The sequence below is a fragment of the Aminobacter niigataensis genome (genome assembly GCF_014200015.1).
Classification (GTDB): domain Bacteria; phylum Pseudomonadota; class Alphaproteobacteria; order Rhizobiales; family Rhizobiaceae; genus Aminobacter; species Aminobacter niigataensis.
The window spans coordinates 359,517-384,840 of record NZ_JACHOT010000001.1 but is presented as its reverse complement, the minus strand read 5'-3'; the positions used below and the strand labels follow the sequence as shown (position 1 = coordinate 384,840).

General features: G+C 63.8%; 22 protein-coding genes. 6 read left to right on the top strand and 16 right to left on the bottom strand.

The genetic code is table 11. From position 1 onward, the window contains the following. The first annotated feature begins 38 nt into the window (after positions 1-38). The 5 genes from GGQ99_RS01910 (at position 39) to GGQ99_RS01890 (ending at position 5,726) form a co-directional block, all read left to right on the top strand. Positions 39-1,214 carry a CaiB/BaiF CoA transferase family protein gene (locus tag GGQ99_RS01910; RefSeq protein ID WP_108607591.1) on the top strand — a complete coding sequence of 392 codons (1,176 nt, stop codon included), beginning with the start codon at positions 39-41 and terminating at the stop codon, positions 1,212-1,214. Beyond that, complete coding sequence (locus GGQ99_RS01905) at positions 1,211-2,860, top strand: thiamine pyrophosphate-binding protein (RefSeq protein ID WP_183260301.1); 1,650 nt, start codon at positions 1,211-1,213, stop codon at positions 2,858-2,860. The genes GGQ99_RS01910 and GGQ99_RS01905 overlap by 4 nt, the downstream gene beginning before the upstream one ends. Positions 2,861-2,989: 129 nt before the next feature. After that, the gene (locus tag GGQ99_RS01900) at positions 2,990-3,706 is read left to right on the top strand and encodes a glycosyltransferase family 2 protein (RefSeq protein ID WP_108607589.1); all 717 of its coding nucleotides are present in this window, start codon (positions 2,990-2,992) and stop codon (positions 3,704-3,706) included. Continuing rightward, complete coding sequence (locus GGQ99_RS01895) at positions 3,703-4,032, top strand: lipid-A-disaccharide synthase N-terminal domain-containing protein (RefSeq protein WP_108607588.1); 330 nt, start codon at positions 3,703-3,705, stop codon at positions 4,030-4,032. Before GGQ99_RS01900 ends, GGQ99_RS01895 begins: the two co-directional genes overlap by 4 nt. Positions 4,033-4,037: 5 nt before the next feature. Beyond that, a complete protein-coding gene (locus GGQ99_RS01890; RefSeq protein WP_183260298.1) occupies positions 4,038-5,726 on the top strand; it encodes an ArnT family glycosyltransferase in 1,689 nt (562 codons plus the stop codon). Positions 5,727-5,969: 243 nt separating this feature from the next. Here the strand turns inward: GGQ99_RS01890 and GGQ99_RS01885 are convergent, their stop codons facing one another. The 7 genes from GGQ99_RS01885 to aptA form a co-directional block, all read right to left on the bottom strand. Beyond that, the gene (locus tag GGQ99_RS01885) at positions 5,970-6,944 is read right to left on the bottom strand and encodes an ABC transporter substrate-binding protein (protein ID WP_183260296.1); all 975 of its coding nucleotides are present in this window, start codon (positions 6,942-6,944) and stop codon (positions 5,970-5,972) included. A gap of 50 nt (positions 6,945-6,994) precedes the next feature. Further along, positions 6,995-8,128 carry an ABC transporter permease gene (locus GGQ99_RS01880; RefSeq protein ID WP_425486772.1) on the bottom strand — a complete coding sequence of 378 codons (1,134 nt, stop codon included), beginning with the start codon at positions 8,126-8,128 and terminating at the stop codon, positions 6,995-6,997. Further along, positions 8,125-9,003 (bottom strand): ABC transporter permease, encoded by an 879-nt coding sequence (locus GGQ99_RS01875; RefSeq protein ID WP_108607585.1) that lies wholly within the window; start codon positions 9,001-9,003, stop codon positions 8,125-8,127. The genes GGQ99_RS01880 and GGQ99_RS01875 overlap by 4 nt, the downstream gene beginning before the upstream one ends. Positions 9,004-9,009: 6 nt before the next feature. Continuing rightward, positions 9,010-9,831, bottom strand: coding sequence for an ABC transporter ATP-binding protein (locus GGQ99_RS01870; RefSeq protein WP_183260294.1), 822 nt, complete (start codon positions 9,829-9,831; stop codon positions 9,010-9,012). A gap of 178 nt (positions 9,832-10,009) precedes the next feature. Beyond that, on the bottom strand, positions 10,010-11,461 hold the full coding sequence (gene hydA / locus GGQ99_RS01865) for a dihydropyrimidinase (RefSeq protein WP_183260292.1): 1,452 nt from the start codon (positions 11,459-11,461) through the stop codon (positions 10,010-10,012). A gap of 153 nt (positions 11,462-11,614) precedes the next feature. Beyond that, the gene (locus GGQ99_RS01860; RefSeq protein ID WP_183260291.1) at positions 11,615-12,865 is read right to left on the bottom strand and encodes a Zn-dependent hydrolase; all 1,251 of its coding nucleotides are present in this window, start codon (positions 12,863-12,865) and stop codon (positions 11,615-11,617) included. A gap of 171 nt (positions 12,866-13,036) precedes the next feature. After that, positions 13,037-14,365 (bottom strand): omega-aminotransferase AptA, encoded by a 1,329-nt coding sequence (aptA, locus tag GGQ99_RS01855; RefSeq protein ID WP_108607582.1) that lies wholly within the window; start codon positions 14,363-14,365, stop codon positions 13,037-13,039. 239 nt (positions 14,366-14,604) lie between these two features. On the opposite strand from aptA, the gene GGQ99_RS01850 reads away from it, so the two are divergent. Then, positions 14,605-15,237, top strand: a complete 633-nt coding sequence (locus GGQ99_RS01850) for a TetR family transcriptional regulator C-terminal domain-containing protein (protein ID WP_183262328.1) — start codon at positions 14,605-14,607, stop codon at positions 15,235-15,237. A 25-nt stretch (positions 15,238-15,262) separates the two neighbouring features. Here the strand turns inward: GGQ99_RS01850 and GGQ99_RS01845 are convergent, their stop codons facing one another. The 9 genes from GGQ99_RS01845 to GGQ99_RS01805 form a co-directional block, all read right to left on the bottom strand. Next, positions 15,263-15,634 carry a DoxX family protein gene (locus GGQ99_RS01845; protein ID WP_183260289.1) on the bottom strand — a complete coding sequence of 124 codons (372 nt, stop codon included), beginning with the start codon at positions 15,632-15,634 and terminating at the stop codon, positions 15,263-15,265. A gap of 65 nt (positions 15,635-15,699) precedes the next feature. After that, positions 15,700-16,158, bottom strand: coding sequence for a carboxymuconolactone decarboxylase family protein (locus GGQ99_RS01840; RefSeq protein ID WP_183260286.1), 459 nt, complete (start codon positions 16,156-16,158; stop codon positions 15,700-15,702). Then, positions 16,155-16,688 (bottom strand): RrF2 family transcriptional regulator, encoded by a 534-nt coding sequence (locus tag GGQ99_RS01835; protein ID WP_183260284.1) that lies wholly within the window; start codon positions 16,686-16,688, stop codon positions 16,155-16,157. The genes GGQ99_RS01840 and GGQ99_RS01835 overlap by 4 nt, the downstream gene beginning before the upstream one ends. 94 nt (positions 16,689-16,782) lie before the next feature. Next, positions 16,783-17,175 carry a nuclear transport factor 2 family protein gene (locus GGQ99_RS01830; protein ID WP_183260281.1) on the bottom strand — a complete coding sequence of 131 codons (393 nt, stop codon included), beginning with the start codon at positions 17,173-17,175 and terminating at the stop codon, positions 16,783-16,785. A gap of 12 nt (positions 17,176-17,187) precedes the next feature. Further along, positions 17,188-18,501, bottom strand: coding sequence for an NAD-dependent dihydropyrimidine dehydrogenase subunit PreA (gene preA, locus GGQ99_RS01825; protein WP_183260280.1), 1,314 nt, complete (start codon positions 18,499-18,501; stop codon positions 17,188-17,190). An 11-nt stretch (positions 18,502-18,512) separates the two neighbouring features. Further along, a complete protein-coding gene (locus tag GGQ99_RS01820) occupies positions 18,513-19,865 on the bottom strand; it encodes an NAD(P)-dependent oxidoreductase (RefSeq protein WP_183260278.1) in 1,353 nt (450 codons plus the stop codon). A gap of 1,077 nt (positions 19,866-20,942) precedes the next feature. Then, positions 20,943-23,075, bottom strand: a complete 2,133-nt coding sequence (locus tag GGQ99_RS01815) for a dipeptide ABC transporter ATP-binding protein (protein WP_108607576.1) — start codon at positions 23,073-23,075, stop codon at positions 20,943-20,945. Positions 23,076-23,085: 10 nt separating this feature from the next. After that, positions 23,086-24,243, bottom strand: a complete 1,158-nt coding sequence (locus GGQ99_RS01810; protein ID WP_108607575.1) for an ABC transporter permease — start codon at positions 24,241-24,243, stop codon at positions 23,086-23,088. A gap of 12 nt (positions 24,244-24,255) precedes the next feature. Further along, positions 24,256-25,293: an ABC transporter permease subunit gene (locus GGQ99_RS01805; protein WP_183260276.1), complete on the bottom strand. Its 1,038-nt coding sequence runs from the start codon at positions 25,291-25,293 to the stop codon at positions 24,256-24,258. Positions 25,294-25,324 lie beyond the last annotated feature (31 nt).

Genomic DNA, 25,324 nt, shown 5'->3' with positions numbered 1-25,324 from the left:
ATAGATCGTGGCGCGACCGAAATGATCTCTGGTGCCCCATGAGCAATCCGCCCCTCCACGGCGTCCGCGTCATCGAACTCGCCCGCATCCTCGCCGGCCCCTGGGCCGGACAGTTGCTCGCCGATCTCGGCGCCGATGTCGTCAAGGTGGAAAACCCCGACGGCGGCGACGACACCCGCAAATGGGGCCCGCCCTTCGTCACCTCCCATGACGGCGAGAACCTGTCGGCCGCCTATTACCACGCCTGCAATCGCGGCAAGCGCTCGATCGCGCTCGATTTCTCGACGCCGGAAGGTGCGGAGATCGTGCGCAAGCTGGTCGCCGGCGCCGACGTGCTGATCGAGAACTTCAAGCTTGGCGGCCTCAAGAAATACGGTCTCGACTATGACAGCCTGAAGAAGATCAACCCCAGGCTGGTCTATTGCTCGATCACCGGCTTCGGCCAGTCCGGCCCTTATGCGCCGCGCGCCGGCTACGATTTCATCGTCCAGGGCATGTCGGGCCTGATGTCGATCACCGGGCCTGCCGGCGGCGAGCCGCAAAAGGTCGGCGTCGCCGTCACCGACATCTTCACCGGGCTTTATTCGGTCATCGCCATCCAGGCGGCTTTGCGCCACGCCGAGGCCACCGGCCAGGGCCAGCATGTCGACATGGCGCTGTTCGACGCCCAGATGTCGGTGCTCGCCAACCAGAACCTCAACTATCTCGTCTCGGGCAATTCGCCGGTGCAGATGGGCAACGCCCATCCGAACATCTCGCCTTACGAGGTGCTGCCGGTGCGCGACGGGCATTTCATCCTCGCCGTCGGCAATGACGGCCAGTTCCAGAAATTCTGCGCCATCGTCGGCCTCGACGATCTCCCCGCCGACCCGCTCTTTGCCACCAATTCGGCCCGCGTCGCCAACCGCGTCGCCTTGCGCGAGAAGATCGTCGCCGCGCTCGCGGCCTTCGACCGCGAAACCCTGCTCGCCCGGCTCGAGGCTTCAGGCGTGCCGGCAAGCCCCATCAACAATATCGGCCAGGCCTTCGCCGATCCGCAGGCGATCGCCCGCGGCATGCGGATGGACCTCGACGATGGCCACGGCAATGCGCTGCCCTCAGTGCGCGCGCCAATGATCATGTCCGAGACACCTCTTTCATATGTCAGACCTTCGCCGCGGCTCGGGGAACACACCGCGGAAATCCTTGCCGAACTGGAGAAGAACGAAAAATGAAGACCGGCGGACAACTGATCGTCGACGCGCTCGAGGCCAACGGCGTCGACCGCATGTACTGCGTGCCGGGCGAATCCTATCTCGCGGTACTCGACGCGCTGCATGATTCCAAGATCCGGAGCATCGTCTGCCGCCAGGAAGGCGGTGCGGCGATGATGGCCGACTGCCATGGCCGCCTCACCGGCAAGCCGGGCATCTGCTTCGTCACCCGTGGCCCTGGCGCCACCAACGCGTCCGCCGGCGTGCACATCGCCATGCAGGATTCCATCCCGATGATCCTGTTCATCGGCCAGGTGGCGAGCCATGCCAAGGAGCGCGAAGCCTTCCAGGAGGTCAACTACCGGCGCTTCTTCGGCGATATCGCCAAGTGGGTGGTCGAGATCGACGATGCCGCGCGCATTCCCGAGCTGCTCACCCGTGCCTTCTCCGTCGCCACATCAGGCCGACCCGGTCCCGTCGTCATCTCGCTGCCCGAGGACATGCTGACCAGCGAGGTCGAGGCGCCGGCCGCCCTGCCCGCCGTCGCTGTCGAAACCCGCCCGGGCGACGAAGAGCTGGCCAAGCTCGAGGCCCTGCTCAACAGCGCCAGGAATCCGTTCGTCATCCTCGGCGGCACCCGCTGGAATGCCGAGGCCGTCGAGCGCATGAAGAAAATCTCTGAAGCCTGGTCGCTGCCGGTCGGCGTCTCCTTCCGCCGCCAGATGCTGTTCGACCATCTCCATGAAAACTACGCCGGTGACGTCGGCATCGGCGTCAACCCGAAGATCGCCAAGGCGATCAAGGACGCCGACGTGGTGCTGCTGGTCGGCGGTCGCTTCGGCGAGATGCCGTCATCGGACTACACGCTGATCAAGAGCCCCTATCCCGATCAGAAGCTCGTGCATGTCCATGCCGACGCCGACGAACTCGGCCGTGTCTACCGCCCGACCGTCGCCATCAACGCCTCGCCGGCAGCCTTCGTCGAGGCTTTTGCCAAGCGCAAACCGGCCGCAAAGCCGGCATGGACCGAAAACACCAAGGCGCTGCATGCTGCCTATCTCGAATGGTCGACCCCGCCGCTCGCCGGCCCGGGTGCGGTCCAGATGGGCCCGATCATGAACTGGCTGGAAAAGGTCCTGCCTGAGGACGCCATCCTCACCAACGGCGCCGGCAACTACGCCACCTGGGTGCACCGCTTCCACCGCTTCCGCCGTTTCGCCACCCAAGGCGCGCCGACGTCGGGCTCGATGGGCTACGGCACGCCGGCGGCGGTTGCAGCAAAGGGCCTGTTCCCCGAGCGCGAGGTCATCGCCTTCGCCGGCGACGGTTGCTTCATGATGAACGGCCAGGAGTTCGCCACCGCCGTGCAATACGGCCTGCCGATCATCGTCATCGTCGTCAACAACGGCATCTACGGCACCATCCGCATGCACCAGGAGCGCGAGTATCCCGGCCGTGTCGAGGCGACCGACCTCAAGAACCCTGATTTCGCAGCGCTTGCCCGTGCCTATGGCGGCCATGGCGAGACGGTGCGCGAGACCGACGAATTCGCGCCCGCCTTCGAGCGCGCCCGTGCCAGCGGCAAGCCGACGATCATCGAGATCAAGCTCGATCCGGAGGCCATCACGCCGACCCGCACGCTGAGCGACATCAGGGACAAGCGCTGATCCCTGCCCCGGGGACAAGCGGGACCCTTGCCTTGGGGAAAGCGCAAGCGTCGTGGCAAATGCGCGGCTTTGATGCTATTGAGGCCGCGCATTTCACCATCCTGACGTAACACTTCCCCAGGCAAGCTGATGATTTCAATCGTCATTCCGTGCAAGAACGAGGCCGAGAACCTGCCGATACTGGTCGGCGAGGTCCACGACGCCATGGCCGGCCGCGACTACGAGGTCATCGTCGTCGATGACGGCTCGACCGATCGCACGGCCGACGTTCTCGCCGAGCTGGCGCGCAGCGCCGGTCGCCTGCGTCATGTCAGGCACGACCGCTCGGCGGGCCAGAGTGCCGCCGTCCGCTCCGGCGTCTTCGCGGCGCGGGGCAGCATCGTCGTCACCATGGATGGCGACGGCCAGAACGATCCCGCCTACCTGCCCAAGCTCGCCGACGCGCTGATCGCCGCCGGCCCGTCGGTCGGCGTCGCCGCCGGCCAGCGCCTCAAGCGCACCGACACCAAGCTCAAGCAGCTGTCGTCGCGTTTCGCCAATGGCCTGCGCGAGATGATCCTGCGCGACGGCACGCGCGATTCAGGCTGCGGCCTCAAGGCGTTGCACACCGATCTGTTCCGCCAGCTGCCGTTCTTCGACGGCTGGCATCGTTACCTGCCCGCACTTTCACTGCGCGAGGGCCGCGGCGTCGTCCATGTCGACGTCGTCGACCGCTCGCGCCGCCACGGCAAATCCAATTACGGCATCCTCGATCGCGGCCTGCGCGGCATCCTCGACCTCACGGGCGTGTGGTGGCTGCGTCGCCGCCGCAAGGTCGTGCCATCGGTCACGGAGCTTGGCCAATGAACCTCATTTCCGAACTCGGCACCTGGCTGCACGATGTCTTCGTCGCCCAGTTCAACGGCTGGATCCTGCTCGGCTTCGTCGCCCAGGGCATGTTCACCATGCGTTTCGTCGTGCAATGGCTCGCTTCGGAACGCGCCAAGCGCTCCGTCGTGCCCGTCGCCTTCTGGTTCTTCTCGCTCGGGGGCGGCGCCCTGCTGCTGATCTATGCCATCCAGCGCCAGGACCCGGTGTTCATTGCCGGCCAGGGGCTGGGCCTGTTCATCTACATCCGCAATCTCTGGCTGATCGCCAATGAGCGGCGCGCCGCCATGGCCGACACCGAGTAGCGGGCATGCTGGCAACCGGAATCAAAACCACAGAGACCCAGCACAAGTCTTTGTCTTTGTTCAGCTATCTCCTGCTCGCGGCACTCTGCCTGTTTGCCTTTGCGCCGGGCATTTCCACCCTGCCGCCGACTGATCGCGACGAGTCGCGCTTCGTCCAGGCCACCAAGCAGATGGTCGAGAGTGGCGATTATGTCGACATCCGTTTCCAGGACGTGCCGCGCTACAAGAAACCAGCCGGAATCTACTGGCTGCAGTCGGCCGCCGTCCTGGTCAGCGGAAAGGGCAGCGATGCCCCGATATGGGTCTACCGGCTGGTTTCGGTGCTGGCCGGCACCTTCTCGGTCCTTGCCCTCGCCTTCGTCGGCGACCGCATGTTCGGCCGCACGGCAGGCGTCGTTGCCGGCCTCGGCCTCATGGGTATCCTCATGCTCGGCGTCGAGGCACGCATCGCCAAGACCGACGCGACATTGCTCGCCACCGCCCTGCTCGCCCAGGGGGCGCTCGCAGCCGTCTATCTCGGCCACAAGGCCGGCCGGCCGCAGGGCAAAGCCAACTGGCTGTTCTGGATCGCCCACGGCCTTGCCCTGCTGATCAAGGGCCCGGTCATTCCGTTCCTCAGCCTGCTCACGGTCGCCACCATCGCCATCCTCGACCGCGACCGCTCATGGCTGCGCAAGCTCCGCCCCTTCACCGGCATCCTGGTGACGCTGCTCGTCGCAGCGCCGTGGCTGATCCTGATCACCATCAAGACCGGCACCGAATTCTGGCAGGAATCGGTCGGCAAGGACCTGTTGAGCAAGGTCGGCTCCGGCCAGGAATCGCATGGCTTCCCACCCGGCTACTACTTCCTGACCTATTCCGTGTTCATGTGGCCCTTCGCTTTGGTGGCGCTCGAAGGCGGGCTGAAGGCGCTCAAGCGCTTCCGCGACGACCCCCGGCTTTTGTTCTGCCTCGCCTGGTACCTGCCCTACTGGATCGCCATCGAGCTGATCCCCACCAAGCTGCCGCACTATGCGATGCCGGCCTATCCCGCTCTGCTCCTGCTGATGGCCTGGTCGCTGACCGATCCGGCCGCCGCAGGCATCGAGCTGTCGCGCTGGCAGCTCTGGATCCGCAGGGCCTGCGCCTTTGGCGTCTTCGGCATCAGTGCCGGCCTTGCTGCCATCGCACTCGGCATCACGCCCTATTTCCTCGGCCAGTTCTCCTGGTGGGGCCAACTGGCCGGCCTGCTTGTTCTGGTTGCCGCCACGCTCGGCGCCGGCATGCCGAGCGACATGTCGCCGCTCAAGCGCACCGGCATTGCCGCGGCTGCTGCCGCCGCAGCCTTCGGCGTGCTGACCCTGAAGGTCCTGCCGCCGCTCAAGCCATTGTGGCTTAGTCCGCAGATTGCTGAGCAGTTCGAGAAACTGAAGCCCTGCACCACCTCGGTGCTCGCTTCCGCCGGCTACAGCGAGCCGAGCCTGGTCTTCCTCGCCGGCACCTCGACCCAACTCACCAATGGCAAGGGCGCGGCAGCGGCCCTGGCGGCCGATCCCGCATGCGCCATTGCCGTGGTTTCGGCGGCCGAAAGCAAGGCCTTCCTCGCTGCCGTGCCGGGCGGCGCAGCAGCGCTCAGGGAGCGCGGCCGCATCGAAGGCATGAACTATTCCAAGGGCGAGTCGCGCACGCTGACCTTCTACGTGGTGGCGAAGTAGCGGCAGCCCCCTTGCCAGTGGCTTGGGCGTGCGTCCTTTGAGGCTCGCCCATGACAAGTCAGCCCCAAGCCGTCAGCGGTCAGGGCGGGGCTCGCACCTCAGGATGAGGACCGTTGCGCTGACCTCCCTCATCCTGAGGAGCCCGCGAAGCGGGCCTCGAAGGACGCACCTCAAACTCCAACCTCGAAAAAGAAAAAGGGGCGGTTACCCGCCCCCTTTCCAGATCGTCCGGTCATCCAGATCTTATTTGATCGCCTTGTCGGTGATCGTGGACGTCCAGGCGCCCGAAGGCTCCTTGGTGATGATCTTCTGCGCCAAAAGCGCTTCTGCTGTTCGCTTGTAGGCCGCCTCGATCAGCTTGCCGTCGGCATTGTCGATCAGCTTGGCCACTTCGCCCATCATGCGCTTCTGGTGGTTTTCGTCCTGGCCGCCATTGTCGACGACGATGCCGGCTGCCTCGTCAGGATTGTCGACGGCGTATTTCCAGCCCTTCATCGAGGCGCGCACGAAGCGAACCATCTTGTCTTCGAAGGCCGGGTCCTTGAGCTTGTCTTCCATCGCATAGAGGCCGTCTTCGAGCAGGTCGTTGCCCATCTCGGTATAATTGAAGACGGTCAGTTCTTCCGGCTTGAAGCCCGCGTCGATCAGCTGCCAGTACTCATTGTAGGTCATGACCGAGATGCAGTCCGCCTGCTTCTGGATCAGCGGCTGCACGTCGAAGCTCTGCTTCAGCACGGTCACGCCATCGGCGCCGCCCTCGGTCGGCAGGCCGAGCTTGTTCATCCAGGCGAAGAACGGATATTCGTTGCCGAAGAACCAGACGCCCAGCGTCTTGCCCTTAAAGTCGGCTTCGGTCTTGACCGGTCCGTCCTTCGGGCAGACCAGCTCCATACCCGCCTTCTTGTAGGGCTGAGCGATGTTGACCAGGCCGACACCCTTTTCGCGGGCCGCCAGAGCGCCGCCCATCCAGTCGACGATGACATCGGCGCCACCACCGGCGATCACCTGCTCCGGTGCAATGTCAGGGCCGCCCGGCTTGATGTCGACGTCGAGGTTTTCCTCGCCGTAGAAGCCCTTTTCCTTGGCGACGTAGTAGCCGGCGAACTGCGACTGCGTCACCCACTTGAGCTGCAGCGTCACCTTGTCGGCGGCAAGTGCCGCCTGCGCGGCGGCCAGCGACATCGCCCCCGCCATCAACGATATCATCAGTCTCTTCATCTTCTTTTTCCCTCTGAAGTTGGACCGCGGCCCCGCCCAAGGAGCTCAGGTCACGCCCGCCCACCACGGACAGACGGATGCCAGAAAGTGGTGGCCCTCTCGATCAGGGCGACCACGCCATAGAAGACGGAACCGGCCAGAGCCGCAACAGCGATCTCCGCCCAGACCATGTCGACATTCATGCGCCCGATCTCTGTCGAGATTCGGAAGCCCATGCCGACGATCGGCGTGCCGAAGAATTCGGCGACGATGGCGCCGATTAGCGCCAGCGTGGAGTTGATCTTCAACGCATTGAAGATGAAGGGTGCGGCCGCCGGCAGGCGCAGCTTGAACAGCGTCTGCCAGTAATTGGACGCATAGGTGCGCATCAGGTCGCGCTCCATGTGCCCCGAGGCCGCGAGGCCCGCGACCGTGTTCACCAGCATCGGGAAGAAGGTCATGATGATGACAACGGCTGCCTTCGACTGCCACTCGAAGCCGAACCAGATCACCATGATCGGGGCGACGCCGATGATCGGCAGCGCCGACACCATGTTGCCGATGGGCAAAAGCCCTTTGCGCAGGAACGGCACCCGGTCGGCCAGGATCGCCACGGCGAAGCCCGAGGCACAGCCGACGATGTAGCCGAACAGCACCGCCTTGAAGATGGTCTGGCGCACGTCGGCCAGAAGGATCGGCAGCGAATTGCCGATGCGCGCGGCGATCGCACTTGGCGGCGGCAAAAGGATGAACGGAACGCCCGCCCCCCGCGTGACCGCTTCCCATATGATCAGGATCCAGGCGCCGAAGATTGCCGGGATCAGCAGGCGCAGCAACGTCCTGACCTGCGTCGACACCGGCCGGATGGCCGACAGCACCGCAACGCATCGCCAGGCCAGCAGCCAGGCGGCGGCAAGCAGCAGGAAGTACGGCATCCGCGCCGTGCCTTCATTGCCTGCGATGCCAGATATCAGCAGCCAGGCAGCGCCATGCGCGCCGACGAAAAGTACAGCGGCGCTGGCGAGGCCGGAAAACATGGCGAAAGAGGCCACGGCAGGCAAGGCGATGAGGCCGACGACAAGCGACGTCATGCCGCTCGACATCGGCGCGGTAGCTTCGGCCGTCAGTATCGGCACTGTCGCCATGGCGACGGCGCACAACACCAGCGCCAGCCCGGCTTGCCAGGACGGTTTGGAGTTCATCATGCCGGCCGCCCTCCCATCGAACGTTCGACAACCTTGCCGACGATCCCCACCAGTACCACCAGCATGGCCGCCACCACCGAGCCGGCGACGAGTGCCGCCCACATGTCGATGGTCTGGCTGTAGTAGGATCCAGCGAGCAGTTTTGCGCCGATGCCGGCGACAGCACCTGTCGGCAACTCACCGACGATGGCGCCAACAAGGCTCGCCGCCACCGCCACCTTCATCGAGGCGAACAGGAACGGCACCGATGCCGGCACGCGCAGCTTCCAGAACGTCTGCGACGCGCTGGCGTTGTAGGTGTGCATCAGGTCGAGATGCATGAGATCGGGCGAGCGTAGCCCCTTCACCATGCCGACGGCGACCGGGAAGAACGACAGATAAGTCGAGATCAGCGCCTTGGGGATCAGCCCGGTGATGCCGATGGCCGCCAGCACCACGATGATCATCGGCGCCACAGCCAGGATGGGAATGGTCTGCGAGGCGATGATCCACGGCATCAGGCTGCGGTCGAGCGCGATCACATGCACGATGCCGACGGCGATCAGGATGCCGAGTGCGGTGCCGAAGGTAAAGCCGAGCAGCGTCGACGACAGCGTCACCCACGAATGATAGACGAGGCTGCGCGCGCTGGTGACTTTCCTCAGGAAGGTGTTTTCGAAGAAGTTCTGCGCTACCTGGTGCGGCGCCGGCATGGTCGGCTTCGGCTGCGACAGCGTCTTGCCGACGAATTCCACGGTACCTGGCGTCAGGCCTGCCCGTCGGTCGAGGTCGCGCTGGAACGGCGCATTCATGTAGACGGCGAACGCATACCAAGCGGCAACAATGACCAGTAGGATGGTGATGACGGGAATAATCCGGTCTCTGAGGCGATCCATCGCGGCTCAATCCTCGTAGGAATGGCCGGCGCGCAGCCCGTCACGGACGCGCGCGGCGATCGCCAGGAATTCCGGGCTCTCGCGGATGTCGAGCGGTCGCTCCGTGGGCAGCGTCGACTCGATCACGTCGGTGACACGCCCGGGCCTGGGCGACATCACCACGATGCGCGTCGACAGATACACGGCCTCGGGAATCGAGTGGGTGACGAAGCAGATCGTCTTGTTGGTCTGCCGCCACAGCCGGAGCAACTGTTCGTTGAGATGGTCGCGCACGATCTCGTCGAGCGCGCCGAACGGCTCGTCCATCAAGAGCAGATCCGCGTCGAAGGCCAGTGCGCGCGCAATCGAGGCGCGCTGCTGCATGCCGCCGGAAAGCTGCCAGGGATATTTCTTCTCGAAGCCGGAGAGATTGACCAGGTCCATCGTGCGCTTGATGCGCTCCTGCTGCTCTGCCTTCGAAAGACCGATGATCTCGAGCGGTAGCCCGACATTGCTTTCGATCGTCCGCCACGGAAACAGCGCTGCCGCCTGGAACACATAGCCGTAGGCCCGGGCCTCACGTGCCTGTTCGGGCGTCATGCCGTTGATCGAGATCTTGCCTTCCGTCGGCTGCTCGAGATCGGCGATGACCCTGAGGAACGTCGTCTTGCCGCAGCCCGAAGGGCCGATGAAGGAGACGAACTCGCCCTTGTTGATGGTCAGATCGACGTCCGCCAGCGCCCGCACCGGGCCGTCATTGGTCTGGAAGGTCAGCCCCAGCTTTCTGGCTTCGACGACGGCGTTCTGATCGACGCTCGTCGCCGTGGCTTGATTGACTGTCATGAGCATTGCCCGACTTTACCCCACATCATGCCATCCTCTCCGAAGATGAGGCAGGCGTCCACTTGATCGGGATGTTTTTGCTGGCCTTGAAGCCGGATGTCATTCCGGCGCCATCCTTGCGGCCGCAAGGCGCGGCCGCCATCCCTGTTCGGTACACGGAAATTGCCTGCGAACGCGCAGGTGCTCACACCCCGGTCGCCGGGATGCCTGTGCGTTCGACCTTGCGCGGCGCGGTGATCTCCTTCCACTGCGACAGCGCCCGGTTGACCGCGGCATGCGGTTCGCGGGTGACGAATTCGCCGTGGCCGGGATTAGCCTTCACCTCGTGCTCCTGGATGGCGAGCTCGCCGCGGGTGAAGACGAAGCGCGGCAGGCCGGTCACCTCGATGCCCTCGAAGACGTTGTAGTCGATGACCGACTGCTGGCTCTTCGCCGCGATCGTCTTCTTGCGCTTGGGGTCCCACACGATGACGTCGGCATCCGCGCCTTCGACGATCGCGCCCTTCTTCGGATACATGTTGAGGATCTTGGCGATGTTGGTCGAGGTCACCGCCACGAACTCGTTCATCGTCAGCCGGCCGGTGTTGACGCCCTTGGTCCACAGCACCGGCATGCGGTCTTCGAGCCCGCCGGTGCCATTAGGGATCTTGGTGAAGTTGCCGACGCCTGTGCGCTTCTGCTCGGTCGTGAACGAGCAATGATCCGTCGCCACCACCTGCAGCGAACCCGCCTGCAGGCCGGCCCACAAAGAATCCTGGTGCAGCTTGTTGCGGAAGGGTGGGCTCATCACCCGGCGCGCCGCGTGGTCCCAGTCCTTGTTGAAATATTCGGTCTCGTCGAGCACCAGGTGCTGGATCAGCGGCTCGCCATAGACGCGCATGCCCTTCTGCCGGGCCCGGCGGATCGCCTCATGCGCCTGCTCACAGGAGGTATGCACGACATAGAGCGGGCTGCCCACCATGTCGGCGATCATGATGGCGCGGTTGGTCGCCTCGCCCTCCACTTCCGGCGGGCGCGAATAGGCATGCGCCTCGGGTCCGTTGTTGCCCTCGGCAAGGAGCTTCGCCGACAGCTGGGCGACGACGTCGCCGTTCTCGGCATGCACCAGCGGCAGCGCGCCGAGCTCGGCGCAGCGCTTGAAAGACGAGTACATCTCGTCGTCGTCGACCATCAGCGCACCCTTGTAGGCCATGAAGTGCTTGAACGAGGTGATGCCCTTGTCGACCACTTGGGCCATCTCGTTGAACACCTGCTCGCCCCACCAGGTGATCGCCATGTGGAAGGAGTAGTCGGAACAGGCCTTCGACGTCTTGTTGTCCCACATCTGCAGCGCTTCGAGCAGCGACTGGCCGGGCGCCGGCAGGCAGAAATCGACCACCATCGTCGTGCCACCGGAAAGGGCGGCGCGTGTCCCGCTCTCGAAGTCGTCGGCCGAATAGGTGCCCATGAACGGCATTTCGAGATGGGTGTGCGGGTCGATGCCACCGGGCATGATGTAGCAGCCGGTGGCATCGAACTCGTGGTCGGCATGCAAGTTCTCGCCGATGGCGACGATCTTGCCATGCTGGATCAGCACGTCGGCCTTCCACGTCCGGTCGGCCGTGACGATGGTGCCGTTTCTGATGACTTTGGTCATTCTTTAGTTCCCCAATTGCTGCCGCGCTTCTTTTCGAGCGTTTCGGCAAAGTTTCATATCATCTAAGGACAGCAACTCCGCGCAGGCCAAGCGCAAGCCACCCTTCCCCGATCGGAAAAAGGGCTGCCTGGGCAGCAATGTCGGTCCGAAAGCTCACTCCACGATCTCCGCCGTCTCGACCACGGCATGGAACAGCACGTCGCAGCCGGCAGCGGCCCATTCTGGATAGATTTCCTCGGCCTCGTTGTGGCTCAGGCCGTCGACGCATGGACAAAAGACCATCGCCGTCGGCGCCACGCGATTGATCCAGCAGGCGTCGTGGCCGGCACCCGAGACGATGTCGCGATGACTGTAGCCGAGCCGGTCGGCGGCGTCGCGCACGGCCTTGACGCAATCCTTGTCAAAGGCGACGGGATCGAAATGGCCGACCTGCTCGATCTCGAACGAGATGTCGAGCGCCTCGCAGATGGTGGCGATGCCCTCGCGCACACGCGCATCCATCGTGTCCAGCACCTCCTTCTCCGGCGAGCGGATGTCGATGGTGAACACCGTGCGCCCGGCAATGATGTTGCGCGAGTTGGGATAGACCTCCATGTGGCCGACGGCACCGACGGCGTCTGGCTGGTAGTCCATCGCCACTTCATGCACCAGCTCGGTCACCCGCGCCATGCCGAGCCCGGCATTGCGGCGCTTGTACATCGGCGTCGAGCCGGTGTGCGCCTCCGTTCCGGTCAGCGTCACCTGCAGCCACTTCAGGCCCTGGCCGTGGGTGACGACGCCGATCTCGATCTCTTCGTCCTCAAGGATCGGCCCCTGCTCGATATGCAATTCGAAGAAGGCCTTCATCTTGCGCGCGCCGACCTTTTCCGCACCCTTCCAGCCGATGCGTTCCAGCTCGTCGCCGAAGCGCTTGCCGTGCGCATCCTGGCGCGCATAGGCCCAGTCCTGCTCGAGCACACCGGCAAACACGCCGGAAGCGAGCATTGCCGGGGCAAAGCGGGTACCCTCTTCGTTGGTCCAGTTGGTCACCACGATCGGATGTTTGGTCTTGATGCCAAGGTCGTTGAGGCTGCGGATGACTTCGAGCCCGCCAAGCACGCCGAGCACGCCGTCGAACTTGCCGCCCGTCGGCTGGGTATCGAGGTGGCTGCCGACATAGACCGGCAGCGCCTCGGGGTCGGTGCCTTCGCGCCGGGCAAACATCGTGCCCATCTCGTCGATGCCCGTTTCAAGGCCGGCAGCGTCGCACCATTTCTTGAACAGGTGGCGGCCCTCGCCGTCCTCGTCGGTCAGCGTCTGGCGATTGTTGCCGCCGGCGATGCCGGGGCCGATCTTCGCCATTTCCATCAGCGAATCCCACAAACGGTCTGAATTGATTCGCAGATTCTCGCCTGGGGCGGCCATGGCCAACGTCCTCTCATTCTCTTGTTCTGCCCGGAAACCCCAGCGGTTCCCGGCGCCGGATTTCCTTCGGTGGCTTTCGCCCGGAGCCCCATCCGCTGGACGGGCCCCCTTTTGTCTCTCGGAGCTTTCCCCGGAGAGCATGGACGCCCTCCGGGTTCAAGTTCCTGTCGATCAGTCGACCGCCCTCAGCACCTCGCGGACGTGATCGATCAATTCGTCGATCTGGCCCTTGGTGATGATCAGCGGCGGCGACAGCGCGATGATGTCGCCGGTGGTGCGGATCAGCGCGCCACGCTCGAACGCCTTGACGAAGGCCGAGAAGGCACGCTTGGTCGGCGCTCCGGCAATCGGCGACAGCTCGATCGCGCCGATCAGGCCGATGTTGCGGATGTCGATGACGTGCGGCTCGCCCTTCAGCGAGTGCAGCGCCTCTTCCCAATAGGAGGCAAGCTCGGCGCCACGGGTCAGCAGCCCCTCTTCCTTGTAGGTGTCGAGGGTGGCGAGTGCCGCAGCCGAAGCTATCGGATTGCCCGAATAGGTATAGCCGTGGAAGAACTCGATCATGTGCTCGGGGCCGGTCATGAAGGCGTCGTGGATTTCTTTCTTCACGAACACCGCACCCATCGGGATGACGCCGTTCGACACACCCTTGGCGGTGGTGATGATGTCGGGAATGACGCCGAAATAGTCTGCCGCAAACGGCGTGCCGAGACGGCCGAAACCGGTGATGACCTCGTCGAAGATCAAAAGGATGCCGTGCTTGGTGCAGATATCGCGCAGCTTCTGCAGATAGCCCTTCGGCGGGATCAGCACGCCGGTTGAGCCGGCGACCGGCTCGACGATGACGGCAGCGATGGTCGAGGCGTCATGCAGGGTGACGATGCGTTCGAGCTCGTCGGCCAGTTCCGCGCCATACTCCGGCTCGCCCTTGGTGAAGGCGTTCTTGGCCGGCAGGTGGGTGTGCGGTAGGTGGTCGACGCCGGAAAGCAGCGTGCCGAACATCTTGCGGTTGGTGACGATGCCGCCGACCGAGATGCCGCCGAAATTGACGCCGTGATAGCCGCGTTCGCGACCGATGAGGCGGGTACGCGCGCCATCGCCCTTCACACGATGATAGGCCAGCGCCATCTTGAGCGCGGTCTCGACCGATTCCGACCCGGAATTGGTGAAGAAGACGTGGTCCATGCCCTCGGGCGCGATGTCGACGAGGCGGTTGGCCAGTTCGAAGACGATCGGATGGCCCATCTGGAAAGCAGGCGCATAGTCGAGCTCGGCAGCCTGTTTCTGGATCGCCTCGGTGATCTTGGGCCGGCAGTGGCCGGCATTGACGCACCACAGGCCTGCGGTGCCGTCGAGAATCTTGCGGCCGTCGCTGGCCGTGTAATGCATGTCCTTGGCCGCAACCATCATGCGTGGCGCCTGCTTGAACTGCCTGTTCGAAGTGAACGGCATCCAGAATGCGCTGAGATCGTTGGGCGTAACTTTTAGCCTGTCCGACATGACCAAGCTTTCCTTTCTTCCCCTGTTTCGGTACGGCCAACGCTTGGTCTTCGGTGCGTTTTTGTGTTACGCAATTTTTTGACCGATTGGACAAACGTTAGCACCGCCGCTTCGGCGGTCAAGGGATTACTACCGGAAATGCGGCTTCTGAGGCGCGCTCCACAGGTCGGCAAGAACTGGTCCAGCGGATTGGTCCAGATGCATCCCGTATACACCCTCGAATGCGGGACATCATGACCATGGAAGGCTCGACACCGCGCGGCCGCACCCGCATCCAGAAGGAGAAGCGCGAGGTCATTCTCGAAGCAGCGCTCGAAGTATTCTCCACCAACGGTTTCCGCGGTTCGACCATCGACCAGATCGCCGAAGCGGCGGGCATGTCCAAGCCCAATTTGCTCTATTATTTCCGCCGCAAGGAAGACATCCACGAAACGCTGATGCACCGGCTGCTGGAAACCTGGCTGGCGCCGCTGAAGGAACTCGACAACATCGGCGACCCGATGACCGAGCTCAGGAGCTACATCAGGCGCAAGCTCGAAATGGCGCGTGATTTTCCACGCGAGAGCAGGCTCTTCGCCAACGAGATCCTGCAGGGCGCGCCCCGCATCATGGCGATGCTCGAAGGCGAGCTGAAAACACTGGTCGACGAAAAGGTCGAGGTCATCAAGGGCTGGATGCGATCGGGCAAGGTCGCCCAGGCCGATCCCTGGCACCTGATCTTCGCCATCTGGGCGACGACCCAGCATTATGCCGATTTCGACGTCCAGGTCCGCGCCGTGCTCGGCCCCGACCGTGGTGGCGAGGGACGTTTCGAAGATGCCGCCCGCTTCCTGGAACAGCTTTTCGTTGAAGGTCTTAGGCCGAAAGGCTGAATCAATTCGGCAACGGCAGCAGCCCTTATTGGCCGACCGCGATCACGAACAGAAAGCTGCCAGCCAAGGCAACGTTACCGACGATGCCATTGATGCGCGCGGCGCGTTCCGGCCCGACATGATCCCAGAAATTGTGGAACATCAGGGTTCCGCAGATGAGGAAGGCAATCAAGGCAGCGGCCGCATACGGGGCTTGGAACCCTGCGATCAGCATCGATCCGGCAACGGTCTGGAGCACGATGCCGGCCCATAGCACGAGCCGCGCCTGCGGCACGCCACGCGCGCCCATCATGCCGGCCAAAAGCTTTGCATTGGCGATATTGCGAAGGCCGGCGAAAACGAACGCGCCGCCTAGAAGCAGGCGGCCGAAAAAGGCCAGCGTCGAAGGTTCAAGCATCAGTCTCTCCCAGGCGATCGCCCGTGGGCGACCGCCGCAAATCCGATTTCGGTCTGTTGTGATGGTCAGGCGGCCTTGGCTTCACCCACTGGGTGGACGGCATGGAACGAGACACAAAGCCGGTTCCAGGTGTTGATCATGCCCAGCGCCACGGTGAGCTTGACTAGGTCCTCCTCGGAGAAATGCTGGCGAGCTTCGGCATAAAGTTCGGCTGGCACGCCGGCGTCGGCGATGTTGGTGACCGTCTCGGTCCAGGCGAAGGCCATGCGCTCGCGCTCGGTATAGAGCGGCGATTCTTTCCAGGCCGCGACGAGCCACAGGCGTTGCTCGGTCTCGCCGTCCGCCTTCGCCTCGCGGCTGTGCATGTCGACGCAATAGGAGCAGCCATTGATCTGTGACGCCCTGAGCTTGATCAGGTGCAGCAGGCTGTGCTCGAGCCCGCACTCGTTGACCGCCTTGTTGAGCGCGACCAGATGCTTGGTCAGTTCCGGTGCGGCGGTGTAGAAATTCAGCCTCGGTTTCATGGCATCTTCCTTTCGTTGATGGTTCTTGCCTTGGAAATCTGCGGCCGCTGGTTCTGCGCCACGAAGGCGCAACTGGCCGCCACGACACGCGGATCGGCATCCGCTGTGAAATCGGCGACGATGTCGGAGAGCCGCGTCTCGGCGAGCGCGGTGCGATAGGCCCGCTCGGCCTTGAGCATGGCAACGTTGATGCCGCAGGGCTTCACATAGGCCGACGGGTCGAGCGAATACGCCCCCTTCTGCCTGATCTCGCCGCAGCGGAACGCAGGCTCCCTGCCCTCGATGGCGAGCACGATGTCGAGCAGCGTGATCTTGTCCGCCGAACGCGCCAGCCGGTAGCCGCCACTTGGCCCGGGTACCGATTCCAGGATCTTCGTGCCGGTCAGGGCCTTCAGGTGCTTGAGGAGATAGCTCGGCGAAAGCCCGAATGCCTCGGCCATCACATTGCCCGGCAGCGTGCCGTCGCCGTCGACGCCCGCCAGCAGCGCCGCACAATGGATCGCAGCCTCCACGCCGTCACCCAGCTTCATGATCGCCACTCCTAATCATGGATATGTGATATCATGGATATTTTTTATCTACAATAAGAGAATGGACTGGAAGACGAACATTGCCTTCGCAGGGCTACTCGAAGTCGGATGTGTCTAGCTTTGCCGCCGGTGTGGCGTGGCTGAGCACGCACTGCCACTTCGCCCCGCGTCGGACGAAGACGTCTGTGGTCCATTCGTCTGCCGTGAAGGCCTGGCCGCGGAAATGTCCGCTGTTGACGACGCGCGCCGTGTAGACCGCGGTCGCGCCGTAGATCTCGACGCGTGGCTCGCTGGCGGCTCGCATCATGTCGTGGGTCAGGTCGCCCGAGGCAACCGAAGCGAGGAAATCCGTCTTGGATGTCGCGCCGTCGGGGCCGACGATCACCCACTCGTCGGCCATGAAGCGGCCAATGGCGGCGGCGTCGTTGGCAACGATCGCCTCCGCCCAGGCAAGAGCGAGTTCTGCGATCTCGCTCTTGTTGTCCATGGCTTGTCGCTCCTACTCCGCAGCCACCTTGGCCATCGGGTTGTTCGGATGCGTCGTCCAGTTGGCATAGTGCGGCGACACCGGCTTGCCGGTGCGCTTGTCCATGGCGCCGACCGCCAGCGGCTCCATGGTGATGCAGTTCTCGACCGGGCAGACGTTGACGCACAGGTTGCAGCCGACGCATTCCTCCTCGATCACCTCGAAGTGGCGCGCACCGTGGACCATGCTGGTGATCGCCTGGTGCGAGGTGTCCTCGCAGGCGATGTGGCAGCGTCCGCACTTGATGCAGGCATCCTGGTCGATATGCGCCTTGGCGACGTAGTTGAGGTTGAGATACTGCCAGTCGGTGACATTGGGCGTGGCGCGGCCGACGATGTCGTCGAGCGAGCGGTGGCCCTTCTCGTCCATCCAGTTTTCGAGACCGGCGATCATCTCCTGCACGATCTTGAAGCCGTAGGTCATGGCCGCGGTGCAGACCTGCACGTTGCCTGCACCGAGTGCCATGAATTCGGCCGCGTCGCGCCATGTGGTGATGCCGCCGATGCCCGAGATCGGCAGGCCCGCCGTTTCCGGGTCACGGGCGATCTCGGCCACCATGTTCATGGCGATCGGCTTGACCGCGGGGCCGCAATAACCGCCATGGCTGCCCTTGCCGTCGATTGTGGGCTCAGGGGCGAAACTGTCGAGGTTGACGCCGGTGATCGAGTTGATGGTGTTGATCAGCGACACCGCGTCGGTGCCGCCGGCATGAGCCGCCCGCGCCGGCTTGCGCACGTCGGTGATGTTGGGCGTAAGCTTGGTGATGACCGGCATGCGGGTGTTCTGCTTGCACCAGCGCACGACCATTTCGATGTATTCGGGCACCTGGCCTACAGCGGCACCCATGCCGCGTTCCGACATGCCGTGCGGGCAGCCGAAATTGAGCTCGATGCCGTCGGCGCCGGTTTCCTCGACCACCGGCAGGATCGCCTTCCAGGCTTCCTCGACGCAAGGCACCATCAGCGACACGACGATGGCCCGGTCGGGCCAGTCCATCTTGACCTGCTTGATCTCGCGCAGATTGGTCTGCAGGTCGCGGTCGGTGATCAGCTCGATGTTGTTGAGGCCGAGCAGGCGCCGGTCGGCACCCCAGATCGCGCCGTAGCGCGGGCCGTTGACGTTGACCACCGGCGGGCCTTCCTCGCCAAGCGTCTTCCATACGACGCCACCCCAGCCTGCCTTGAAGGCGCGGATGACATTGTAGGCCTTGTCGGTCGGCGGCGCCGAGGCGAGCCAGAACGGGTTGGGCGACTTGATGCCGACGAAATTGTTGCGAATGTCTGCCATCTTGTCCTCCCTCAGCCGATCAGGGCGCGGTTGATGGATTCAGCCGCGTCTCGCCCTTGCGCCACGGCCGAGACGGTCAGGTCGTCGCCTCCGGCAATGCAGTCGCCGCCGGCCCAGACCTTGGCGAGCGACGTGCGTCCCTCCCCGTCTACCTTGATGCGACCGCCTTCCATGGCGACCGAAGGGCCGCTGCCATTGAGCGCCGAAGGCTCGAAGCTCTGGCCGATCGCCTTGAACACCTGGTCGGCGGCGAGCCTGACGATCTCGCCGGTCCCAGTGAGCTTGTCGCCCTTCATCGCAGTGTATTCGAGTTCGATGGCGACCACCTTGCCGCCGTCGGAGATGACCTTCTTCGGCTGCAGCCAATGCCGGATGACGACGCCGTTGGCGGCGGCGAGATCCTGCTCGAACGCCGAGGCGTTCATGTGCTCCTGGCCGCGTCGGTAGCAGATCGTCACCTCCTCGGCGCCGAGCAGCTTGGATTGCACGGCAGCGTCGATCGCCGTCATGCCGCCGCCGATGACGACGACGCGGCGCCCGACCGGCAGGCCGGCAAGGTCGCTCGACTGGCGCAGCACCGAGATGAAGTCGACCGCGTTGGAGACGCCCGAGGCATCCTCGCCTTCGGCACGCAGCGCGTTGACGCCGGCAAGACCGAGGCCGAGGAACACCGCGTCGTAGGAAGCGGTAAGGTCGGCGAGATGGTAGTCGCGCCCAAGCGCCTTGCCGTTTTCGGTGACGATGCCGCCAATCGATGTGACGTAGTCGACTTCGGCCTGGGCGAAATCGTCCGTGCTCTTGTAGGCGGCGATGCCGTATTCGTTGAGACCGCCGGCCTTGGGCCGCGCTTCGAGGATTGTCACCTCATGGCCATGGCGGGCGAGCCTGTGGGCAGCGGCGAGACCGGCCGGTCCGGCGCCTACGACGGCGACCTTCTTGCCGGTCGATGCGGCACGCTCATAGAACTGCCTGCCCTGCTCCATCGCCACGTCGGTGGCGTAGCGCTGCAGGCGGCCGATCTGTACCGGCTTGCCCTCGGCAACCTCACGGACGCAAACCTCTTCGCACAGCGTCTCGGTCGGGCAGACGCGGGCGCACATGCCGCCGAGGATGTTCTGGTCGAAGATGGTCTTGGCCGAACCGATCGGATTTCCGGTCGAGATCTGGCGGATGAACAGCGGGATATCGATCGATGTGGGGCATGCCTGCATGCAAGGCGCGTCGTAGCAGAAGTAGCAACGATCGGACTCGACCAGCGCCTCGTGATGATCGAGCGGCGGGTGCAGATCGGAAAAATTGTCGGCGTATTGTGCAGGCGCAAGGCGGCCGCCGACGATGCCTTCCTTGAAAAGACCTTCTGCCATTCCAGTTCCCCAATTTCTTTTGGTTTTGAGGAAGCGTAGCACGTTCTATTTTTTTATCAATTGGTCAATTTTTTGCCTAAGCATTTGATTTTGCTCAAAAATAAGATGATTATTTTGGTCAGGATTTGATGATTCTGGGGTGAGCCCTTCCGTTGCGAGAGGCAGGGCGGCAGCCAGGCCTTCTCCCCTTGTGGGAGAAGGTGCCCCGAAGGGGCGGATGAGGGGTGTTGGACGGAGTGGGACCTTTCAGGTTGGTCGCTATTCTGTGTGTCCTTCGGCATCCTCTCATTCTTTCCAACACTCCTCATCCGACCTCGCTTCGCTCAGCCGCCACCCGGCCCTCCGCTATGGCTCCGGGCGTTCGTCGTTGGAAAAGCCAAATCGTTGGCTTTTCCTGGCCTTCGGCCACCACTCCTCACCCCACAAGGGGAGAAGGCAGGTTCTCACCTTGCCACGCCCCGTTGCCGGTCTGGCCATTGCTTATGAAAAGGTTCGGGAAGCGGGGCGCGAGGCCGTGCCTTCCGATGTAAGTTAGTGGCGCGACGTTCGCGCCCCGCCCGGTTGCTTGCCCCGCTCAGTCGCCTCGGCTTTCACCGCCAGCCGCCGCAAGGCCCGGACTTGGGGGCTCATCACCCAGCAGGAGATCCGACCTCCTGCCAGCCCGGCACCGGCGCTTCCCCCCGCTGCCCGGTGCGCACCGGAGTCCCGTGGAAGATCGCAAGGGGAATCATACGGGAGGCGGAGAGCGGGTGGAAAAACGGGAGCGGCTATCCACGCGGGTTGGTGACAGATGGTGACAGCCAATCGCCGACGTTGCGATCCTTCGCACCCCCCTCTGGCCTGCCGGCCATCTCCCCCACAAGGAGGGAGATCACGCCTTCATCGGCGCCGCAGTTAATCGCCAATATCGCAAGGCTTATCCTTTACGACGTTGCAGAATGGGCGCCGCCGGCGACGAGACTAATCTCCCTCCTTGTGGGGGAGATGGCCGGCAGGCCAGAGGGGGGTGCGAAGGATCGCCATCGGCAAAAATTCAGGAGCTACAGCGTGGAAAACCTCTCCACGCCCCTCGCCCCCTCACGCTTCCGGCGTCACATCGTGCGCGCCAGGTGCAGCACCCTTGCCCATGCTGATGACCGGCTCCATGGCGTCGAAGACACTTGGCGGCAGGTGGCATTTGATCTGGTGGCCATCGCCCAGCTCGCGCACCGGCGGCACCTGCGTTTCGCACAGATTGCCCGGCACCTGGCTCTTGTAGCGGCAGCGTGTCTGGAACGGGCAGCCCGACGGCGGGTTCATCGCCGAGGGAATGTCGCCTTCCAGCACGATGTGCTTTTTCACCACCGACGTATCGGCAATCGGGATCGCCGAGAGCAGTGCCTCCGTATAGGGGTGGTAGGGCGGCGAGAATATCTGGTCGGTGGTGCCCTGCTCGACGATGTGGCCGAGATACATGACCACCACGCGATCGGCGATGTAGCGCACCACGGACAGGTCGTGGCTGATGAACAGCATCGTCGTCTTCGACTTGCGCTGGATGTCCATCAAAAGCTCGGTGACTGCCGCCTGGACGGAGACGTCGAGTGCCGACACCGGCTCGTCGGCCACCACTACCCTGGCCTCGCCGGCAAAGGCACGGGCAACGCCGATGCGCTGCTTCTGCCCGCCCGACAGCTGGCGCGGCATGCGCTCGGCGAAGGCGCGGGGAAGCTTGACGAGGTCCAGCAGCTCCAGCATGCGCTGCTTGCGGTCCGAGGCGGTCTTGCCGATCTTGAACTTTTCCAGCGTACGGACGATCTGCGATCCCACCGAATGGCTGGGGTTCAGCGTGTCGAACGGGTTCTGGAACACCATCTGGATCGCCGACACGGTAGCGACGTCGCGGTCCTCGATGCCGGTCGACTGGATTTCCTTGTTACCGAGCAGCACCTTGCCGGAACTTGCCGTCTCGAGGCCGAGCAGCACTTTGGCCAAGGTTGACTTGCCGCAGCCGCTCTCGCCGACGATGGCGACGGTCTCGGATTCGCGCGCCTCGAAGCTGATGGTCTCGTTGGCCTTGACCACCCTGCCCTCGCTCGAACCGAAGACCTCGCTGCCGCCGACGCGGTAGTATTTCTTCAGGTCGTCTATCTTCAGCACCGGCGCGCCCGGCTTGACCGGCGCGTGCTTCTTTTCGGCACCTGGCGGCATGGCCGTCCAGTCGATCTCGTTGAAGCGCACGCAGCGGCTGAAATGGCCGGCATGGCCGGCTACCGGGATCATCGGGATTTCGTCGGCGTTGCACAGGCCCTCGACGAAGTGGTGGCAGCGCGGACCGAAATTGCAGCCCTTGGGGCGCTGGTGCGGCAGCGGCAACTGGCCGGGAATGGCGACCAGCGGCCGCGAATTCTTGTCGGCGCCGGGCAGCGGGATCGAGCGGAACAGCCCCTGCGTATAGGGGTGGCGCATGCGATCGAAGACGTCCTTGATCGAGCCGGTCTCCACCGCCTCGCCCGAATACATCACCGTGATGCGGTCGCAGGTCTCGAGGATCAGCCCGAGATTGTGCGACACGAAGATCATCGAGGTGCCGAACTGCTTGCCGAGCCCCTTGACCAGTTGCACGATGCCGGCCTCGACGGTGACGTCGAGCGCGGTCGTCGGTTCGTCGAGCAAAAGCAGCGCCGGATTGGACAGCAGCGCCATGGCAATGACGATGCGCTGCTGCTGGCCGCCGGAGAGCTGGTGCGGGAAGGAGCGCATCATGCGCTCGGGGTCGGGCAGCTTGACGGAGCGGACCATTTCCAGTGCGCGTTGGTAAGCCTCTTCCTTCGACACCTTGTCGTGGATCATCGGCACTTCCATCAGCTGCTGGCCGACCTTCATCGCCGGATTCAGGCTGGCCATCGGCTCCTGGTAGATCATGGCGATCTTGTTGCCACGGATGGAGCGCAGCTCCTCGTCGGACATGTCGCCCATGTCCTTGCCCTGGAACTTGATGCGGCCGCCGACGATCTTTCCGATATTGGACAGGTCGCGCATGATGCCGAGCGACACGGTCGACTTGCCGCAGCCGCTTTCGCCGACGATGCCCATCGCCTCGCCCGGCATGACGGTGCAGGAAAAATCCATCACCGCAGGGATTTCGCCGCGGCGGGTGAAGAACGAGATCGACAGGTTTTCGATCTCGATGATCGGTTCGGCGGCAGCGTTTCTGACGGTCTCGTTCATGACGCTCTCCTCAGTCCTTCATCGATTGTTCGCGCAGCGCATCGGCAAGAAGGTTGAGGCCGAGCACGAAGGACATCAGCGCAATTGTCGGCGGCAGTGCCGGATGAATGAAGGAGCGCAACAGGCGGCTGGCATCCTTGATCGCCGTGCCCCAGTCGGGGCTTTCGGGCGCCAGGCCGAGGCCGAAATAGCCGAGCGTGCCGAGCAGGATGGTGGTGTAGCCGATGCGCAGGCAGGCATCGACGATCAGCGGCCCGCGAGCATTGGGCAGGATCTCCCACAGCATGATGTACCACGGCGTTTCGCCGCGGGTCTGGGCCGCGGCCACGTAGTCGCGCGTCTTGATGTCCATGGTGAGACCGCGGACGATGCGGAACACGCCGGGGCTGGAGGCGAAGACGACGGCGACGAAGATATTGAGCTGGTTGGGCTCGATCGAGACGATGCCGAACGGATCTGCGTTGAAGACGAGGCCGGCGTAGATCCAGCCGCCGAACAACAGCGTGATGCCGAGCAGGAGATAGATGCGGTCGGGCCGGTCCTTGAAGCGGGTGTAGAACAGCACCGAAAAGAAGATGATCGGGAACAGGAAGAACAGCCCGGCCAGCGCATAGGGGATGGGCGTGTCCATGATCCCAGGCGTGACCAGCAGGTAGAACAGCAGGATCACCGGGAAGGCCAGCACGAGGTTGGCGAGGAACGACAGGACGGAGTCGATGCGCCCGCCGTAATAGCCCGCCGGCAGGCCGAGCGTGATGCCGACCATCACCGCGAACATGGTGGCCGCAGGTGCGATGATCAGCACGATCTGGCTGCCATAGACCATGCGCGAAAAGACGTCGCGCGCCAGCTTGTCGCCGCCGAAGAGGTAGGTCAGCCCGGATGCCGGCTCGACAGCGCCGGGCAGCGCATCCTTCATGACCGGAATCTGGCTGAGCGGGTCGAACGGCGCGACCTGGGTCGCGAAGATCGCGGTGAACAGCCAGAAGAAGCAGATGAACAGGCCGGCGATGCCGACGCCGGAATCGTAGAGCTGGCCGTAGAGGCCGAGATTCTTGCGGAAATTGAAGCTGGCGGCCAGCACGATGGCCATCGCCAGCCACACCGGCCAGAAGCGGGCGAGCACGCCAAGGAAGATCTGGAAGGCGCCGATATATTCGATCTGCATGCGGCCGTCTCCCTACTGAACCCGGATGCGGGGATTGAGATAGGCGTAGCCTATGTCGGAGATGAGCTGGGTGATGAGCACGATAAACACCGACACCAGCGAGCAGCCGAGCAGGAGGTCGATGTCGTTGTTGCCGGCGGCCTCGAACAGCGTGAAGCCAAACCCCTGGTAGCGGAACATCACCTCGACGATGACCACGCCGGTGAGCAGCCACGGGAACTGCAGCATGATGACGGTGAACGGCGCGATCAGCGCGTTGCGTAGCGCATGCTTGACCACCACATTGCCGAAGCTCAGTCCCTTGAGCCGGGCGGTACGGATATATTGCTGGGTCATGACCTCGACCATCGAGGCGCGGGTCATGCGAGCGATGTAGCCGATGCCGTAGATCGCCATCGTCATCACCGGCAGGGTGAAATTGTAGAAGGTGATGCCCTGCGAGGTGGCGCTCGCCGCCGAGCCGTTGAACCAGCCCAGCCATGAGGCGAAGATGACAGTGAAGATGACGCCGGAGACATATTCGGGCGTTGCCGTGGTGGCGATCGAGGCCACCGACAGCGTGCGGTCGGTGCGCGATCCCTCACGCATGCCGGCGAAGATGCCGACCAGAAGCGCAATGGGCACCATGGTCACCATGACCCAGAACATCAGGATGCCGGTGGCGCCGAGTGCCGGAAACAGCTTTGACGCGACTGTGGTCTTGAACTTGGTCGAGCAGCCGAAATCGCCTTGCAGCACGCCGGAGAATTGCGGCACTGACGGTTCGTTGCAGAAGGAAAAGCGCGGCACGGCCTGGCCGGTGGCCGGGTCGATGTTCGGCTGCTTCGGCATCACGCCGAGCCATTGGCCGTAGCGGACGAAGAAGTTCTGCCGATAGCCGTTGCGCTGCAGCCAGCTTTCGAGCTGCTCGGTGGTGGAGCGCATCTCGGTCTGGCTGATCGCCAGCTTCTTCAGGTTGGGATCGAGGTTGATCAGGAAAAAGACGACGAGCGTCAGGCACAGCATCGTCAGCGCGATGGTGCCGAGGCGCCTGAGGATGAATGAAAGCACTGTCGCCCCCTGCCTGCTACTGGGTTGGGCT